11 protein-coding genes and 1 pseudogene are annotated in these 17,477 nt (G+C 50.4%); 2 read left to right on the top strand and 10 right to left on the bottom strand.

All coding sequences use genetic code 11. The features are described from left to right. Window positions 1–15: 15 nt before the first annotated feature. From ACAN56_RS20530 to ACAN56_RS20495, 8 genes and pseudogenes are all read right to left on the bottom strand, one after another. Window positions 16–894 carry a carbohydrate ABC transporter permease gene (locus ACAN56_RS20530; RefSeq protein ID WP_052091927.1) on the bottom strand — a complete coding sequence of 293 codons (879 nt, stop codon included), beginning with the start codon at window positions 892–894 and terminating at the stop codon, window positions 16–18. Further along, window positions 894–1,871, bottom strand: a complete 978-nt coding sequence (locus ACAN56_RS20525) for a carbohydrate ABC transporter permease (RefSeq protein ID WP_052091926.1) — start codon at window positions 1,869–1,871, stop codon at window positions 894–896. The genes ACAN56_RS20530 and ACAN56_RS20525 overlap by 1 nt, the downstream gene beginning before the upstream one ends. Before the next feature lie 34 nt (window positions 1,872–1,905). Next, window positions 1,906–3,315 carry an extracellular solute-binding protein gene (locus ACAN56_RS20520; protein WP_379145449.1) on the bottom strand — a complete coding sequence of 470 codons (1,410 nt, stop codon included), beginning with the start codon at window positions 3,313–3,315 and terminating at the stop codon, window positions 1,906–1,908. Between the two features lie 240 nt (window positions 3,316–3,555). Then, window positions 3,556–5,970: a hypothetical protein gene (locus ACAN56_RS20515; protein ID WP_379145446.1), complete on the bottom strand. Its 2,415-nt coding sequence runs from the start codon at window positions 5,968–5,970 to the stop codon at window positions 3,556–3,558. 79 nt (window positions 5,971–6,049) lie between these two features. Beyond that, window positions 6,050–7,093 (bottom strand): LacI family DNA-binding transcriptional regulator, encoded by a 1,044-nt coding sequence (locus ACAN56_RS20510; RefSeq protein ID WP_038588083.1) that lies wholly within the window; start codon window positions 7,091–7,093, stop codon window positions 6,050–6,052. A 128-nt stretch (window positions 7,094–7,221) separates the two neighbouring features. After that, the gene (locus tag ACAN56_RS20505) at window positions 7,222–8,850 is read right to left on the bottom strand and encodes an S-layer homology domain-containing protein (protein WP_038588080.1); all 1,629 of its coding nucleotides are present in this window, start codon (window positions 8,848–8,850) and stop codon (window positions 7,222–7,224) included. A 150-nt stretch (window positions 8,851–9,000) separates the two neighbouring features. Then, window positions 9,001–9,273 (bottom strand): S-layer homology domain-containing protein, encoded by a 273-nt coding sequence (locus tag ACAN56_RS20500; protein WP_379145442.1) that lies wholly within the window; start codon window positions 9,271–9,273, stop codon window positions 9,001–9,003. Further along, window positions 9,239–11,908: pseudogene (locus ACAN56_RS20495) on the bottom strand (endo-1,4-beta-xylanase); the annotation flags it as partial. The gene ACAN56_RS20500 and the pseudogene ACAN56_RS20495, both read right to left, overlap by 35 nt. A gap of 269 nt (window positions 11,909–12,177) precedes the next feature. Here ACAN56_RS20495 and ACAN56_RS20490 point away from each other — a divergent pair. After that, window positions 12,178–13,308, top strand: a complete 1,131-nt coding sequence (locus tag ACAN56_RS20490; protein ID WP_379145438.1) for a glycoside hydrolase family 88 protein — start codon at window positions 12,178–12,180, stop codon at window positions 13,306–13,308. A 447-nt stretch (window positions 13,309–13,755) separates the two neighbouring features. Beyond that, complete coding sequence (locus ACAN56_RS20485) at window positions 13,756–14,616, top strand: AraC family transcriptional regulator (protein ID WP_038588074.1); 861 nt, start codon at window positions 13,756–13,758, stop codon at window positions 14,614–14,616. 192 nt (window positions 14,617–14,808) lie between these two features. On the opposite strand, the gene ACAN56_RS20480 is transcribed toward ACAN56_RS20485, so the two are convergent. Next, window positions 14,809–14,958, bottom strand: coding sequence for a hypothetical protein (locus ACAN56_RS20480; protein ID WP_379145434.1), 150 nt, complete (start codon window positions 14,956–14,958; stop codon window positions 14,809–14,811). 38 nt (window positions 14,959–14,996) lie between these two features. After that, window positions 14,997–17,465, bottom strand: a complete 2,469-nt coding sequence (locus ACAN56_RS20475; protein ID WP_379145431.1) for a GH36-type glycosyl hydrolase domain-containing protein — start codon at window positions 17,463–17,465, stop codon at window positions 14,997–14,999. Window positions 17,466–17,477 lie beyond the last annotated feature (12 nt).

The following is a 17,477-nucleotide window of genomic DNA, read 5'->3' as shown; positions in this document are numbered from 1 at the left end:
GTTGTCTCCTCCTTTTTATCCCTTGATTCCTGTCAACGCAATACCTTCCACAAAATATTTGTTGCCAATCAGGAAGAACACCAGGCAGGGAGCCGTAACGATCAGAGCGAGCGCCATAACCTGTTCATAGTTCGGAATGCGCATTCCGTTCACAATATACAAACCCATTGGCAGTGTATAATCCGCTTCTGTCTTCAAATAAATCATCGTATAGAAAAATTCATTCCAGCAGTTGATGAAGCTGAACAGGGCCACAACAATCATTGCCGGACGAATGAGCGGCAGCATGATGCGGGAGTAAATGCGGAAATAACCCGCACCGTCAATCTTAGCCGCTTCACTGAGTTCAAGCGGAATGGTCGTGAAAAATTGCCGGAGCAAAAAGACAAAGTATGCATTGCCGCCTGCGCAGAAAAATGCGGGAATAATAAGTGCTGGCTTGCCGGCCAGTCCCAAGGAGGTATACAGGGAATATTGCGGCAGCAGGGTTACAGCGCTTGGCAGCATCATGGTGCTGATTACGAGCACGAACCACATCCCGCGCAGCGGGAACCGCAGCTTGGCAAAAGCATAACCGGCAAAACTCGTGGTCAGCACTGTTCCGATTACATAAGGCACCACAATTGAGACTGAGTTCCAGAGCTGCCGCAGAAACTGGATGCGCTCAAGCCCCAGCCGGAAATTATCAAAGCCCGGCTCACTGGGGATAAATACTGGCGGGCGCGCCAGAATCTCTGAATGGTTAACGAATGCGCCGCGCAGCAGCCAATAAAGCGGAAAGGCAAATACCAAAGCGAGCAGGCAAGAGAGTAGGATGAGTATGACGTTCACCGCTTTTGTTTTGTTCTTTGCTCTCTTAAGACTTGAATATTTTACAGTCGCAGATACAGCCATTATCTCACCCTCTTTCTTTTGCCCATCGAATCATCCTTCTTGAGCGCGCCCTGGAAATAGAACAAAATAACCGTAATGACCAATGTGATCAGGAAGACGACCCAAGCCTCGGCAGACGCCAGCCCGCGCATCCCCACCTGCACAAAGGAATGATCATAAATCATAACGTTGATGAAATAAGTCATCCGGTCCGGTGCACCGTTTCTGGACAACACCACACTCTGGGTATAAATCTGGATAGAGGTCATCATGCACATAATCAATTGGAAAAAGAGTACTGGCTTGATCGTCGGGTAGGTGACCTTCTGGAACTTGTGCCAGGCATTGCCCCCGTCCATCTCGATCGCCTCCAGCAGTTCACCGGGAACGTCCTGCAAGGTAGCAATGAAGACAACAATCGTGCCCCCGCATGTCCACAAGCTCATAATAAACAACGTCTCGAAGATCCGCACAGGGTCTGTCAGGAAGTCTAAAGGCGCTATACCCAGCTGCAGCAGCAGCCAGTTGACCAAACCGCCCTTGGCCTGATTCTGCAGCAGCATCTGCCAGACAATCGTGGTCGCCAGCATCGGAATGACTGAGGGCAGGAAGAAGACCGCCCGCAGCATATTTCTGCCGAGAAACTTGCGGTTCAGCAAGAGCGCGACCAACAGACAGAAGGCAATAACAAGCGCTACGTTGATAAAAGCGTAAATCAGGGTGACCGTGATCGATTTTTTGAACTCGGAGCTTGGATTGCTGAAAATATATCTGAAGTTGTCCAGCCCGATCCATTCCATCACCTGCCCGCCGCTCATCACCGTGATTTTGTGAAAGCTGTAGAACAAGCTGGCTAACATCGGATACAGGGTCAGCACCAAAAAGCCGATAATCGCGGGTGCTGCAAATAAATATCCGGCTACCGCTTCCTTGGTGGCGCCTTTGGCAGGCTTTTTAACATAGTTGGGTGCCGTACCGGTCTTGCTCTCTGGATTCATAAGCCATAGCCCTCTCTTTGAAAATAAGCTTTAATTACGAAACTTTTCCGCTTTCCCACAGTTTCTTAATCGTTGGCATAATCTCATCGTAGATGTCCTTGACACTCTTCTGACCGGTCAGCGCCTTGTCGATGGATTTCTCGTATTCTGTATTCATCTTAAGATAGGCCGGAACATAATAAGCAGGCCACTGTGCAATGGAATCCTTGGTTGTGGAATAACTGAGAATCGTTTCTTTGGCACTTGCCGGAAGATCGGCAGTCCACTTCTCAATGAGGGCAGGGTCGGTGTACCAGTCGGCTTGGTTAGGCAGCCATGCTCCGCTCTTGAGCAGATCCAGGGCATTCTCCGGGTTAACCATGTAAGCGTAGAATTTCTTAGCTTCCTCAATATGCTTGGACGTATTGTAAACTACCAGTGGAGCACCTGCGTTCATCGTTACGGCTTGTTCCATCTTTGGCAACACGCCGACACCGATATCATCATTGCCTTTGATGTTAGCCAAATCCCACGAGCCGCTGACCGCCATCGCATAGCCGCCGCTCAGCGCATCAATGACCGAACCGGCGCCGGTAGTCCATGAATAATTGAAGGGCGAGGCTACCTTGTCCTTGTTGATAAGATCGGCCAGCTTCTGGATACCCTCAACCGATTTGGGCGAATCCCACAGAAACTCCTTGCCGTCCGGGGATATAATACCGCCTCCGTTCGCATTGGCTGCCCAGAAGTGATGGAACTCACGTCCCGCGGTAAACCCGATGCCGTAATTCTCTGTCAATGAAGCGTTGAACCCCTCATCTGCGGCCGTTTTGCCTTTGGTATCAGTGGTCAGCTTCTTGGCATTGCTCACGAAGGTGTCCCAATCCCAGGCATCCTCAACCTTGGATGGCGGATAGGCGATGCCCGCAGCATCGAACTTTGCTTTACTGTAGTACAGCAGCTCCAGTTGGTTGGAGAGGCCGACACCGATAACTTTTTGCTCCGGAGAATGGATTGTAATCGCTGCCAATTTCTCCGGTATTGAACCATCAGCAAGCAAATCACTAATGTCTTCGAGAATGCCCATTTCATTGTACTTCTGAATATCCCCCTCGCCCATGTAGCTGATATCCGGCAATTGATCGGAGGCTAGGCGGGTCTGAATGAAAGTATCAAAGGTTCCGTCCGCCGGCAGCACTTGCGCATTGATCTTAACTCCAGTGTCAGCTGTATATTTCTCTGCAGCCTCTTCCACCAGCTTCTTCTGCGCGTCATCGCCCCAATACAACAGTTCAAGCGTGATATCCTTGCCGGACGTACCTCCCTTATCATTCGCGGCTTTTTCTGTGGCTTTGGCGGCAGTGTTGCCCGTGTTTTTCTCTCCATTCCCCGAACAGCCGGCCAGTGAAGCGAAGACCATTGTTAATGCCAGTGATAGAACCAGAGTGCGTTTACCAAACTTCATGTTTGTTGCCTCCCTTTTCTTTTAAATCTATATAAAATGAACTTGTGAGTTTTTCATTTAGGTATTCTGCGCAACTGCGGAGAAGACTTGGCCTTCCCCTTCGCTGCTCCTTTACCTAATGTCGATTTTCCAAGTTCACCTATATTTATTTCGATTATACTAAGTTAAACGTTTAATCTAAAAGCTTCACGGGTTTTGTCCGTTAAGTAGCCTGTCCCATTCTGCCGCTCCTGCCGGCGATTATGGACAAGCGCTGAAGACGCCGCCCTGAAGTCTTACTTGGCGCTGCAGCCGGCCTTGCCCGGAGCGGAAACCCACCTTGTCTTCAAGCAGCAGGTATCTGGAAGGGTACGCTGCATAACTCGTAATTGTCCAGCCGTCCGTCTCCTCGGTAACATAACCATTAACACAACGCAGCTTGCCGCTGCTGTCTCTATAGAGATAGGCGGTTGTCCCAAAGCCTAATAAGTAGGCAACCAGTTCTTCACCCATGTCCCAATCATCTCCGGATACAGTGGAGAACAGCGAAGCGAATAACGGATCACTGCTTGCTACAAATACCGACTGTCCAAACCTGTTCCTCGACAGCTCCGGCATATTCAGATTAGGTGCAGCCACACTGTAAGTTGAGGCCGCCTCTCCCGGCTGCAGGCGGCGCGGAGTGGAGCGCACATTCCAGTCATAACAATTGAACACGGCCATTGTAGAACGGTAAGCCGCCTCCAAATATTCGGGATTGCCCAAATGCTCGTAGGCAACCCGGGCCGAGCCGGACACCAATCCCCCCCATAAGGAATGGATCATGGAAGAGAGGGCTTCCCACCAGCGGTCCGGGTTCTGAACCCTGTAGTCATTACTGAACCCGATGTTCGCCAGAATCAGCTGTCCGTAACGTTCCGCTTCGTCCAGATTCCCAAGATGGCACAGCGTTTCACAGGTAGGTCCGAACCCTGCGTTATCATAGAAGTGCTCTGTAATTGCCCCGCCGTATTGCTGTACTTCTGTCTGCAGATTCCGGCCGAACCGCTCCCATAACTGCTGCAATTGCCCCTGCCATTCCGCAAGTCCCTCCTCCTCAAGTGCCTGCAGCAAATCCCGAATATATAGAGTGAAAATGCCGTTCAGCCCTGCCTCGTCCTTCTCTCGCTGCCTGGAATGGCAGTCCGGGTTCAGACGCAGGCATATCACTTCGGCAGCCCACTCCAGATAAAGCCGTGGCGGATGCAGCCTCAGCAGCGCAGCATCCATTCTCGACAGCAGGTAGAAAACATGCGCAATATAATCCAGATCATAAATTCGGTAGAACCCTCCATACAAGGGGCGCGGCCGAGTGAAATCGCCCTCCTCGAACCAATGGAGCTTCATATCCAGCACTGCAGCAGCCTCGGCCTTCGCAACCTGTTCCGGCACTGCAGCCGACATGCTGTTCTTCATCAGCAGGAAGGTCAGCTTGCCAAGTGATTCTCCCTGATTGGACAAGGGACGGAACGCGTAGGGGCGTTCCACTCCATCTGCGCTTCCATAGCTATGGGCTACCAGCCATTCTGCCCGTTTCTCCAGCATAATGTCGATCGGCTCCAGCACGTTCCACACCAGGATGTCGCTGCGTCCGTCTTCAAGCACCAGCTCCAGCTTATGCTCACCGGGCGCCGGACGAAGCAGCGTAAGTGTGTACCTGCCATTTTCTCCTATTACCGGAATCGCCTGATCTGTAATGTCTTCGCGGCGGAGCTCCTCCGTTCCCGGTGGAGCGCTGAATAGGCAGATTTCACGTATAGACTGTTCCTGCGTTATCCCAACCTCAGCTTGGAAGATTCCGCCCTGTGTCAGCACAGACGTATAGCTCCAGTGCGGGTGGCCAAACGCGGCTCCCTGGCGGTAGAAATCATCCTGATCCTGGCAAGGGAGAAATACATACTCCCAGCTGGAAGTCTGCCCGGGCTCCAGATCCAGTGTATGGTAAGTGTTACCATAGATCCAATCCGCAGCTGCTGAGTCGGGCATTGAAGCCCCATCCTCCACCAGCGACAGCCGATGATACAGCAAGCCGTCCAAGGAAGGGGATACCTGCTCAAGAAAGCGGTTACTATAACGGCAATAGGAGCCTGCCGTGACTGTTCTGCCCCCAGTCTGATAAATACCCAAGTGCGGCGCCTCATTGCTGCGCCTGATAGCGGCGAACTTGGTGAAGTCTCCGCCCAGATGAGTGAACACTGCACACGATTCACGCATATTCCGCAGCACGTTCTCATCCCTGAACATGATATAGGCCAGCGAGAACCATACATGCAGCCCGTTAATCCGTACAGCTTGTGCGGAGCGGTTGGACAATTCGATGCTCCACCTGAAGCGCTCCTCCTCCAGTGTGTACACGAAGCGGATCGTTACCGGAAAAGCATCAAACTCAACAGTAGCGCGATGCTCTCCCTCCTGGATCACCCTCGGCTTAAGATCCACACTGTGTATGATCTTCCCATTCAGTTCGAGCGTCCATTCCCCGAACAGCTTATCCTCGTCTTCGTACCCTGCCTGTTGCAGATAAGCGGGATCAACCACCCAGTTCATTGCGGCGGGATCTTCCTGCATCACCAGGGACTGCATGGCTCCCCGGGCACTAAGCTCCATTCTGTATTTTGCATTGCTGAGAAACATCATCGCCATCACCTCTTTCGCGTCCTGCTTTATAATCTAAACGTTTAGATAAATGAAAAAAATATGATGTGAGACATCGGCTTTATCTCACATCGTTTACAGCAGCTACAGAGTCCCGCTCGATTAACCGGCATTCCGGCATAATCAGGGGCGCAGATTCATTCCCATTGATCACATTGTACAAGCTCTCTATGGCCTGATAGCCCATTTCGTGCAGCGGAAGTTCCATCGTCGTAATCCGCGGGCGCAGATAATCGCTGAATTCCCGGTTATCGAAGCCAATCACCGACAAGTCCTCCGGAACCTTAACGCCTCTTTCGTCGGCTGCCTGCAATACCCCTACCACCATAACATCATTCATAGAGAGGATAGCCGTCGGCGGCTCCGGCAGAGATAACAGCTCGCCGGTCAGGCGATATCCGGATTCCCGCTCCCAATCCCCCATCTTGATCAATAAAGGATCAAAGGGCAGTTCAAAGTCAGTAATCGCCCGATAATAACCGTTCAGCCGCTGTCTGGACGGAATGGAATCCATCAGCCCGCTAATGACCGCGATTCTGCTATGACCCTTCGCGACCAGATGGGACATAGCCTCATACGAAGCCTGCTCGTCGTTATAATGTATGGAAATGTCGTCCCGTGTATAACCATAGGTATATACAATAGGTTTGTCGTCTGCATCGATTAGTCCGGTTAAGTCACGGGTATGTACACCGATATAGATAATCCCGTCCACCTGCTTGCTGAGCAGCTCGGACACGGCATTGGAGGCGTACTTCCGGTATGCCTCTATATCAGCAAAATTACGGCCGATACGTTTATTTAGACGAAGATTGACCAGCAAAATATGCAGATCATGCCGATCGCCAAAATCATTGATGCCATCGATAATCTCGGGTGCATTAAACACCGTCACATCCTCTGCGATAACACCGATCGTATTCGTACGGTTGAGCTTGAGGCTCTTGGCAATATCGTTAGGTTTGTAATTCAGCTCCTCAATGGCTTCAACTACTCGCTGACGCGTCTCTGGACGGACATTGCGGGTACCATTAAGCACATAGGAGACTGTAGCAATCGAAACATTGGCTTTAGCAGCGATATGCTTAATGCTGGTTTTGCTCATTGTAATTCTCCTATTCTATGCCGCAAACATTATGTTAAACGTTTAGATTGTTAAATGACACCTAGAATATACCATACGAAACTATCAGTAGGCAAGAGATTTCCGTCAAGTCTAAACCCCTAGATGAATCAAGGGGTTGTATTGTTTAAGAAGGAATAACCGTAATATTTCTCCGCATTACTCATGCTTGTCCAAATATCCGGACTTTCCCCGCCTATGTACCAGTAGGCCACTCCCGCTAAATTTTTAGTAACAGCAAAATGATATTTGGCAATTAACGAGCGCCCGTCCTCAATCCAAATCATGTGTTGCATAACATTGTTCGTATAGCCGGCAACATATTGAGCCAATGATTCATTCCATAGCGGTTTCATCGAATAGGTATTGATCCTCTGATTTTGCTCAGTGAACGTAATGAATTCGGAGGATGAAACTGTTCCATTTTGCTTTAACATCCAGTCCCGGTTATAGAATGGCAGTGCCAATATGACCTTGTCATTTGATACAACCTTTAGCAAGGTTTCGAGTGCGTTTGTGATATAGGGTAGCGAAGCATTAGAGCCTGGATTGACACTTCCACCGTAATGCTCATCGTAGCCCATCATTACTACATAATCCACTTGTTCCCCAAGCGCAGCGTAGTCAAATGCCTCTGTCCAATCCGTACCAAGATCAGGCGATACATCTATAGACAACGTAGCATTAACGCCATGCAATCTTTCTGCTAATAAAGCAATAAAAGCTGTCAAATATTTTCGATCCGATGCCTTTATATTCTCAAAATCTATATTTAGCCCATCAATGCCATATTTACTTACCATCGCTGCTAATTGGATTATTGCAGTATTTCTTGCTGTTATGCTAGATAACATTAGATGAGTAGCTTCTTGATCGGACCGGTTACCGACCATCGCCCAAATTTCTTTGTCCTTCGTCTTTGCCCACGAAACAAGCGAGATTTCTGTTGAATCCGTTACAATCCCAGTTCCCCCTACAAAGTACCACCGTGGAGATAAGATGTTCACATTCGATTTCAGAATAGTGCTCTTATACTCTGCGGTTGTTTGTCCATACTGCCAGCCAATAACAATATGTTTTTTTGGCTCGTTCTCAAGCTCTGTGGCCCAGCTTTTATTTTGCAGCACCCGATAAATAAGTACAGTTACTTCCTGCCTGGTAATTGCATCCGTTGGACGAAAATATCCTGTTTCATCGCCCTTCATTAATCCTAGCTTACTAACGGCAGCAACAGAATTACCAGCCCAAGCAGCAATACGATTACTATCCTTATATACTGTCAGATTAGTGGATTTGCCGTTCGTTTGTTGCAATGCACCAGCCATCCAAACAGCTGCCTCTTGTCTTGTAACAGCTCTCTTAGGTGCAAAGGTAGTCTCCGAGGTACCACTTGCCAGGTTCAGCTGAACAGCCGCCTGAATCGGACCGTAATACCATTCATTCATTACTACATCTGTAAAAGCGGTTACTGGACTAGCCACTGGATCAAGCTTTAGCAAACGTTCCAGCACAGTAATAAATTCTGCTCTGGTCATAGACTTTGCTGGTGAGAAACTCGTCAACGAGGTTCCTGTAATAAGCTTTTTATTATATAAATCTATGATCTCTTTTTGGGCATAGCTTGTGTTTATATCATCAAAAGGCAGCCGCCCATCGGCCAATATATGCTGACAAAACATGCTTGTCGAGCAAATGACAGCGGCTGCCGCTATTATGAATCTACCTAATATGGCCTTCACGTGATTCCTCCTATGACATCAATTTTAGAATTGTATCAAAGATAGAATCTTTATTCATTGATGAAATACTGGTAAATCACAGCAAAAAACAGCCAGTCACCGGAAATTTTCCGGCGGCTGGCTGTTTAGGCTGAAAGCTGTAAATACAGGTTACAGATTCCAAATGCGGTACACAATAACTGCCGCTTCAGCGCGGGTGAGCGTATCGTCCGGTGCAAGCTTGCCGTCTTTGCCGCTCACAATTCCGAATTTCACCAGATCCGCCAGGCTGTCTCGGGCATACGTTTCCGGTCTGTGGAGTTGATCCGTTGCTACTGTTACTGTTATTACTGTTGTTATTGTTACTGTTGCCGCCCTCGTTCGATTGGCCAGGTTTACCCGTAAGCGTAAGCACACCGTAAACAGAGGTGTCCTGATATCCATTGCCGGTTGTATCATTCCATGCGGCAGCACTTTGCCGGGCCCCGTCTTTGGCGTCATTGATCTGTACGTCGAAACCGATCTTTTTGTCGTTGCTTGCTGAGATTTTTTTAAACGGAATCTTCACTTCTACTGTGTAGTTTGTTCCGGTAACCTTGGTTGATGATTCGAATCCGCCAGCGATCCCAGCCGGATTGAAGGAAGTCCCGTTGTCAAAGTTGACTCTGAACTGTCCGTCATCGTCTTGATAGAACGTCGTCTTCCCATTGTTTTCATCCAGGAAGATTTCGACGGAATCCTGTTCCCATACGTTCTTACTGCTCTTGTCCAGCTGCGCGTCGCTGACCTGAATCAAAACATACAGATTTTGATCATCCCAGAGGGTTTTGGCCACTCCGGTCGCGCCCTGCCACGCCATCTGGTACCGATTTACCGGCAACTCCGCCGCCTTGCTCCAGACAGCATCAACCGTCCCGTCAACTACAGGTGAAGCATAAACAGCGGTGGATTGGTTTGCGCCGGTAGAATCAGGTTTATGCTCCTCCATAAATTTACCGGGGTTGATAACCCCGTAGTAAGCCGGCTTGGCCTGCAGGTTCTTATCGAATAATAACGGATTAGCAGAAGCTCTCCAGCTCGTATGGTCGTCCAAGCCCCAGAAGGTAACGCGCTCTATATTTGCGGCGTGAGTTTTGAAGAGCTCCATCAATTGCGCGTATAAATAGCCCTGGGCATTCGCAAGCTTCTCGGAAAGCTGATTGTTGCTCCCAGCCTGAATATCAAGCTCGGTGATGCTTACTTCTACGCCTAAGGAAATAAACTTCTCCAGCGACAGCTTTACGTTTTCGGGATTGGTGTTGACACTGTAGTGCCCCTGCATGCCGACGCCGTCGATGAGGCGTTTCCCCGGATGTGTAAGCGCATACCTATCATTGATAGCTTTGACCATGTTATAAATGGCTGCCGCTTTATTCTGGTTATCTTCGTTGTAATCGTTGTAGTACAGCTTGATATTCCAATCTGGATGTTGGTCCAGCACTTCTCTTGCCGCCAGGAAGGCCTGCTCCACATAATCTGCGCCAATGGAACTCTTCCAAGGGGATTCACGCAGCGAGGTTTCCAAATCTGCCGGATTACCCGGATTATCGCTCATCGCTTCGTTCACGACATCCCAAGAGATCACCTTGTCACCGAAATGTTCCACGACCGTTTTAATATGGGTGTGCAGATTTGCGAGCGCTTCGTCCCGCCCCAAGGGAAGGCTATTACCTTCCGCATCCTTTGTCGTATTCATCCACACGGGGGATTGCTGATGCCATACCAGCACATGCCCATGCATCAACATCCCTTCAGACCGTACCTTAGCAACCATGGAATCCGCAGCGTCAAAGGTAAAATTGCCCTTCGCCGGCTGCAGCGCATCCGGTTTCATCGCGTTTCCTGCGGTAGCGACATTGTGATGCATTTTAAGCAGCTCCAGCCGCAGGCCTTCCAGATCCTCGGCTGTTATCGCGTTGCCGATCAAAAAATCATTTTGATAGGCAGTCTTTACAGGAATCAGGTCCTTTTGTATGGCGATTGGACCTGTGCTTGTTTTCTCAAAATGGATGTCGTCGATATAGAAAGATGCTGCTGCGTTATTGGCGCTTTCAACATAGATGGTTAAATATTCGCCGCCCACACTGTTATAACGGTAGCTCCCCTCAAATTTAACCCAACCGTCGCTGGCACTGATTGTTTTGGGGGATAGAGCCACATAATTCGCGCTGCTTCCATTCCCGGTCTGCGTGGACAGCTGCAGCTGCGAGCTTGCGGGTTCGATCAGCTTGACCCAGGCCGAAATGTTATATTCGCTGCCCTGGTCCACATACTTCTCCACACGCAAGGACGGCCCATGCCACGTAGCTGTTCTGCCCTCTACTTTCAAGGCAAAGGAACCACCCTCGGTATGATTCTCTGTATCTGTAAGAGTCAGCTTCTCAGTCCCGGCTCTGCCTCCAAAACCGCCGGTAGTCTGATCCTCAAAGGTGATGGCAGTGAACGGTAAAGCCGGTTCTCTAGGCGGCTCTTCTCCACCGTCCGAAGCGATTTTCTCGGTGATAAGGAGGTCTCCGATATAGAAAGAAACCTCGGCTCCTGCTTTGTTGGAGTTCATGCGCAAGGCCTGATCTTTGCTTGTATCGACGGTAAATTCCTTAGTCAGGGTGACGGCTTTGCCCGCTTCAAAATTCACTTCCGCATAATTCCCATAGCTGTTCACAGTTTGAAGTGCTGCACTCGCGCCGGTGGGCAGATTCACATTTGCATCCACATAAACAATTGAAGTCACCGTGTAGGTTTTTCCGTTTTCCAGGCCGAGGTCGCTGAATTTGAAATCAGCCGCGTCCCAGTTGTTTACTCTGTTGCTTACGTATAATGCCGCTCCGTCTGCATTGCCTGCAAAAGACTTGCCGGTGACAGCCGTCAGGCTGGCACCTCCGGATTGAACAGCTTTGCCTGCACCGGCCGCAAAGGTTTCGTGATAAACCGTTTTCGTTACTTCCAGTTTCGGTGTTGCAGCTTGCGCAACCGGAGCAAGACAGCCTAACGGAATAAGCAGACTCGCCGCCAGTACTAACGAGAAGACCTGTTTAATCATTTTACTCATGCGTTGCACTCCTCTGTATGAATTTGGGTTAGACAAGTTAAGCGCTTACAACTATGGAAAGCCGCCCCCTTTCTCACTCCAAATCGTAGCATAATGCAAAAAGTGCGTCTTACTCTAAATTAAAGATTGTACCGTACTTTTTATATATCATTTGAATTGCGCTTAATCCGCAACTTACCTAAGAACTTGCACAACAAATCAACAAAATGATTGGCTTATAATAAACATAAGAACAATTGAGCGATACTATGGAGGTTATTATGAACTGGAAATCGGCGATTGAACAAACGTTGGCCACCACCCGTCTTAACATCAAGCGCTTTGGAGACCAATTTCCCATCGTAAGCCTTGGGGACGGCAAATATCATTTAACTGACCATACCAGCTGGACGGAAGGATTCTGGTCCGGGATATTATGGCTGAGCTACGAATACAGCAAGGACCCGGAGATTCATGCTGCAGCCATCAAAAGTGTGGACTCTCTCAAAAAACGCTTGGAGGCTGAACAGGGACTCGATCATCATGACATCGGCTTTTTATATTCGTTGTCCGCGAAGGCCCGCTGGATTGTCGATAAGGATGAAGATTCCCGTCTGCTGGCGCTGCAGGCTGCCGATATTCTGATGAAACGCTGGCGGTCTGCCCCGCAGCTGTTTCAAGCCTGGGGACCAGAAGGCGATGATGCCAACGGGGGCCGGATTATCATTGACTGCCTGATGAATCTCCCCCTGCTCTATTGGGCTACTGACCAGACCGGGGACCGCAGCTATGCCGACTGCGCCAGCATTCAGGCTGAGAAAAGCCGCCGGTTTCTGGTGAGGGGAGATGACTCTTCCTACCATACTTTTTATTTTGATCAGGTAACTGGAAATGCCATCCGCGGAGGAACTGAACAGGGTTTTCAAGACGGTTCCACTTGGTCGCGGGGACAGGCGTGGGGTGTGTATGGCTTTGCCTTAGCTTACCGCCATCTCAAAGAACCTTATTTCCTGGATACCTCAAAACGGCTTGCCCGTTATTTTCTGGAGCAGCTCCCGGAGGATCATGTTGCGTACTGGGATTTCGATGCTCCGCAAGAGCAGGACACACCCCGCGACAGCTCGGCTTCCGCTATCTTTGTGTGCGGTATCCTTGAGCTGCTTGAACACTTGCCGGAAGATGATCCGGATCGGGCATTCCTTGACGAAGCGGTCCACAAATCTATAGATTCCCTGGTGAACCGCTATTTCACACAAGGCAGTCAGACTGAGGAAGGTTTTCTGAGGCATGGTTCCTATTCCGTCAGGGGAAATTCGTCTCCCGATGATTTCATGATCTGGGGCGACTATTTTTTCCTGGAAGCGCTGCTGCGGCTGGAGCAAGGAATTCCGGGATATTGGTACGAACGTTAAAGTGAATTTGGGCACCGGATAAGATAAATCAACCTTACAACCGTATATGTAATCGCAAACCGGCAGGCTCCCCATCGGAGCTCTGCCGGTTTGATGTGCAATATGGATTGCTGACGCTTTTATTAAACTATATAGAATGAACTTAATAACTACACAAAAAAAGGCAAAAGTAGCGGAGGGGGATTTTGGAACTGTAGGAGCGATAGCGACCGCCTGAAAGCTTTCCGTAGGAAAGCTCGCTTCGGAAGCATAACCAGTCACCGGATTTCCACCGCATATAGCGAGTTAAATCAAGAAATTCTTACGACAACAGCGGCCGGAAGTCCAAATATTCACCGTAGTTACGTCCTCGCCAAAATGGGAAATCCTTAAATTCAATTTATATATTTTATTTTTCATCGCCTGCTATTTATACTGTAAGTAAAAATGGTTGCAAGGGAGCGTTTCATGAACAGGAACGATCATACGCCCAAAGGGCTTGAACCCGGTCTATTGATGTACAAGTATAAATATGAAGATGAGGAATCCCATTGGTTTCACGCGCACAGGGGAATTGAAATATTGTACATATATAACGGTCATGGAGAAATCATGGTGGAGAATCAGACCTACCCCATTCAGGATCATACGCTGGTTTGGTTCCAGCCCTATCAGTTGCACCAAGTGATGGTTCCTCCGGCCCCCAACCGTTCTTATATTCGGACCAATCTGACCTTTGACCCCAGTTTTCTGGAGCATTATCTTACCGCTTTTCCTTTCCTGGAGAAGTTTTTCCGGAACATGTGGAAGGGCACTCTGCAGAGGCCGGTTTTCTACGCCATGAATAATACTCCGATTCTGGATTTGCTGGAGGAATTACATCATTCCGTAAATGATTCTGCCGCAAACAAAGAAGAAGATACCGGATTCCTGATGCTTCAGCTGATGCGTTTGCTTCAAAAACAAGTGTCCGGTGTCCAAACCGAAGACAATCCCATCCAGACGCGTGGAGGCTCACATGTCGAACGGATTACCGACTGGCTGGACGAACATTACAAGCAGCCCTTCAGCCTCGAAACGCTGGCTGCCAGTTTGCATCTGTCGCCTTACCACATTTCACATTTGTTCAAGCAACATGCCGGCATCACCCTGTCCGAATACTTGATTCAGCGGCGTGTAAGAGAGGCTTGCATGCTGTTGGCCAATACCGGTAAATCCATTCAGGAGATTGCTGTGGAGGTGGGCGATCTTTCCCCGTCATATTTCAGCCAGATGTTCAAAAAGATCAAAGGAATTTCACCAGACCAATATAGAAAGAGCATCCGCTGAAGCCCTACCATAGGCTGGATCACACAATCTCTTAATAATCACAAAAAATCGCCCCTTGGTAAAATGGAAGTGATGAGCAACCATTTCACTAAGGGGCGATTTTCGCCTGCTCTAGCTGATTCGGACACCAGAGCCGTTATTTGCAGATATTCGGCACATTTCCGGTGCTTGCGGGCACCAGTGACGTTATAATCACTTTTCACACGCTGTTTGCTGCTCTCCGGCGAAATAACGTCTTTCCAGTCCGCGACGCTGCACGCCATGCCTCTTTTCCACAAATAACGGCTCCTCAGACCTCAGCGCTAATACAATGCCCAGATTGGAACCGAAAAGATCAACCACAGCGGCATCCCCCTGCTGCTAGAGAAGACCAGCGGCTGCTACAGAATAACTTCAACCTTGACGGACGAGCGTCCAGGGTACGGCGGCAGGACGTTGCCCTCCACCCGTTCTCCGTCAACGGTGATTTGTTTGACGCCTTTGCAGACCTTGCTTACGTTCGTAACGGTGATGTCATAGACACAGCCTCTGAAGCGCCGCTTCACCGTAAAACCTTCCCAATCTGCGGGAATGCAGGGGTCGATGGACAAGCCGTTCATCACCGGCTTCACCCCCAGAATATACTGGGTGGCGGCGACATACATCCATGCAGCCGTTCCGGTTAGCCAGGACACGTTGGCGAGGCCGAACTTGTCAGACTCCGGCCCGAACAGGTTGGAGGCATAGACGTAAGGCTCTGCTTTGTACCGCCATAAGCCAGCCTTATCCATAGCCACATTCGGCAGCAGCTGGCGGTAATATTTGTAGGCCAAATCTCCCCGGCCCAGCATACATTCAGCTATAATAGCCCAAGTGTTAGCGTGGCAGAATACGGCTCCGTTCTCCCCCGTCCCCTTGTTGTAATTGGTCAAAGGATCGGCAGGATCAGGAAAGCTGGTGATGGAAGGATGGATTTTTTTGATGCCGAGCTCCGTGTCCAGCATGTCGCGGACGCTGTCCATCGCCCGCAGCCCCTTATCCTCGTCCGCCATGCCGGACAACGTGGCCCAGGTCTGGGCATTGAGCCAGATTTTGGCCTCGTCGTGTTCATCGCTGCCGAGGAACCGGCCGTCGTCCATAATGGCCCGCCGGAACCATTGCCCGTCCCAGCCGATGCTGTTGACCCGTTTACGCTGCGCCTCATACATGGCTTCATACTGAGCGGCATGCTCCGGATGGCCGGCGGCGGCGGCAAGATCAACCATGCGCAGCAGCACCGTTCCAAGCTGCATCGCCGTCCAGATACTCTCGCCCCGCCCCTCACGGCATACGCGGAACAGCTGGTCGTTCCAGTCCGAGCGCAGCATCAGCGGGAAGCCGTTAGGCCCCAGCTTCGACGCCGTAAAATCAATCGCTGCCTTCAAATGCTCATATACCGTGCCTTCGCCGCCGTCATAATAAGGCAGTTTGGCCTCCAGAAAAGCGGCATCTCCGGTTTCTGCAAGCAGATCCCATGCGGCAAGTGCGGTCCACAAATGGTCGTCGGAATGGATACTCGTTACCGGCTCCCAGCCTTCGTTCGGAAAGAAATAATGGTTAACATGGCCGTCCTTGTACTGTTGGCCGAGCAAAAGCCGCAGCTTGTCAAAGGCAAGCTCCGTGTCGAAGGGCACAACCGCCAAAATATCCTGCGAGGTGTCCCGGTAGCCCACTCCGCGGAACGTACCGGTGGCGTAAAAGGAAATGTTGCGTGAAAACAGAAAGTTACGGTGCGCCTGGTACGGATTCCAGATGTTGATCATCCGCTCGGCGTCCTTGTCCGGCAGCCGGCTCTCCCACGCTCCCAGATAGCTCGCCCAATTCTCTTTCAGCGCCAGAAAGGAGGATTCTACAAATCCGGCTTCCCGGGAGTGGGCTACGGCCCGTTCAACTTCCTGCTCATCCGCTGCGGTGCCGAGAAATACATTGATGGTGCGGCTCTCGCCCGGCTGCAGCGTAAGATTGAACTGCAGCGCACCACAGGGGTCCCCGCCCATCAGCGTCGATCCGGTGCAGCCGCCGTTCTCAATCGCCTCCGGGTTGGATTCGCTGCGGTAACAGCCGATAAATTCCTCGCGGTCGCCGTCATAGCCAGCTAGCGGTGTATCCGAAGCCAGATAGACCAGCGGCGTCTCTTCCGGTTTGGGCTGATTTTCGACCCCGTACCGGTACACCAGCGTTTCCGCTGGATGATATTGCACCGAAACCTGATGTTTGTTGTAGCATTGCCACTGCAGCTCGCGCATAAATTCCATCATGCCGAACTCGGCGTAGGCGTATACCTTCAGTTCTTTCGCTACACTGCCCTGGTTGGACAAGGTCAGATTCCAGATCAGCGAGTTCTCGTATGGCCCGACAAAATACACCGTCCTGGCGGCGATATCGGCCCGCTTCGCCTCGAAGCGGGTATAACCCATGCCGTGGGCGCTTTTCCACTCCTCAGGTTTGTCCGAGGCGGGCTCGCTGGTCGGGCACCAGTACCCGCCCGTTTTTGCATCCTGCACATAGATATAGGGACCCGAGCGGTCCATCGGCAGGTGAAAGAAACGGTAGCGCGTGATCCGCCAGATCTGGGGCGACTTATAAAAGGCCACACCGCCCCCCGCATGCGACAGCATTGTGTGGAAGGTACCGTTCGACAGGTAGTTCATCCACGGTGTAGGCATATCATGCCGTTTAAATTCAACTTCCTTCTCCTCGTCACTGAAGGTATAGTAATCCTTCGGCTCAGCGCGGTTTGTGCGTAATCCGCTTGACGGCAAGCCGCCTGTATCCTCCTTATGTTCCTGCTGCACGGATGGTTCAGCATGCTTGAAGTGTTCCGCTTTCACTGGGCTTCAGCT

It is taken from the genome of Paenibacillus paludis (assembly GCF_042610515.1).
In the GTDB taxonomy this organism is placed as follows: domain Bacteria; phylum Bacillota; class Bacilli; order Paenibacillales; family Paenibacillaceae; genus Paenibacillus_AQ.
The sequence above is the reverse complement of the archived record's forward strand: the minus strand, read 5'-3'. Positions and strand labels throughout refer to the sequence as shown.

Bases quoted from the DNA above. Each gene is read 5' to 3' on its own strand.
- ACAN56_RS20530 (WP_052091927.1), bottom strand. From the start codon at position 894: ATGGCTGTATCTGCGACTGTAAAATATTCAAGTCTTAAGAGAGCAAAG.
- ACAN56_RS20525 (WP_052091926.1), bottom strand. From the start codon at position 1,871: ATGAATCCAGAGAGCAAGACCGGTACGGCACCCAACTATGTTAAAAAG.
- ACAN56_RS20520 (WP_379145449.1), bottom strand. From the start codon at position 3,315: ATGAAGTTTGGTAAACGCACTCTGGTTCTATCACTGGCATTAACAATG.
- ACAN56_RS20485 (WP_038588074.1), top strand. From the start codon at position 13,756: ATGAACAGGAACGATCATACGCCCAAAGGGCTTGAACCCGGTCTATTG.
- ACAN56_RS20490 (WP_379145438.1), top strand. From the start codon at position 12,178: ATGAACTGGAAATCGGCGATTGAACAAACGTTGGCCACCACCCGTCTT.
- ACAN56_RS20500 (WP_379145442.1), bottom strand. From the start codon at position 9,273: ATGGATATCAGGACACCTCTGTTTACGGTGTGCTTACGCTTACGGGTA.
- ACAN56_RS20510 (WP_038588083.1), bottom strand. From the start codon at position 7,093: ATGAGCAAAACCAGCATTAAGCATATCGCTGCTAAAGCCAATGTTTCG.
- ACAN56_RS20515 (WP_379145446.1), bottom strand. From the start codon at position 5,970: ATGATGTTTCTCAGCAATGCAAAATACAGAATGGAGCTTAGTGCCCGG.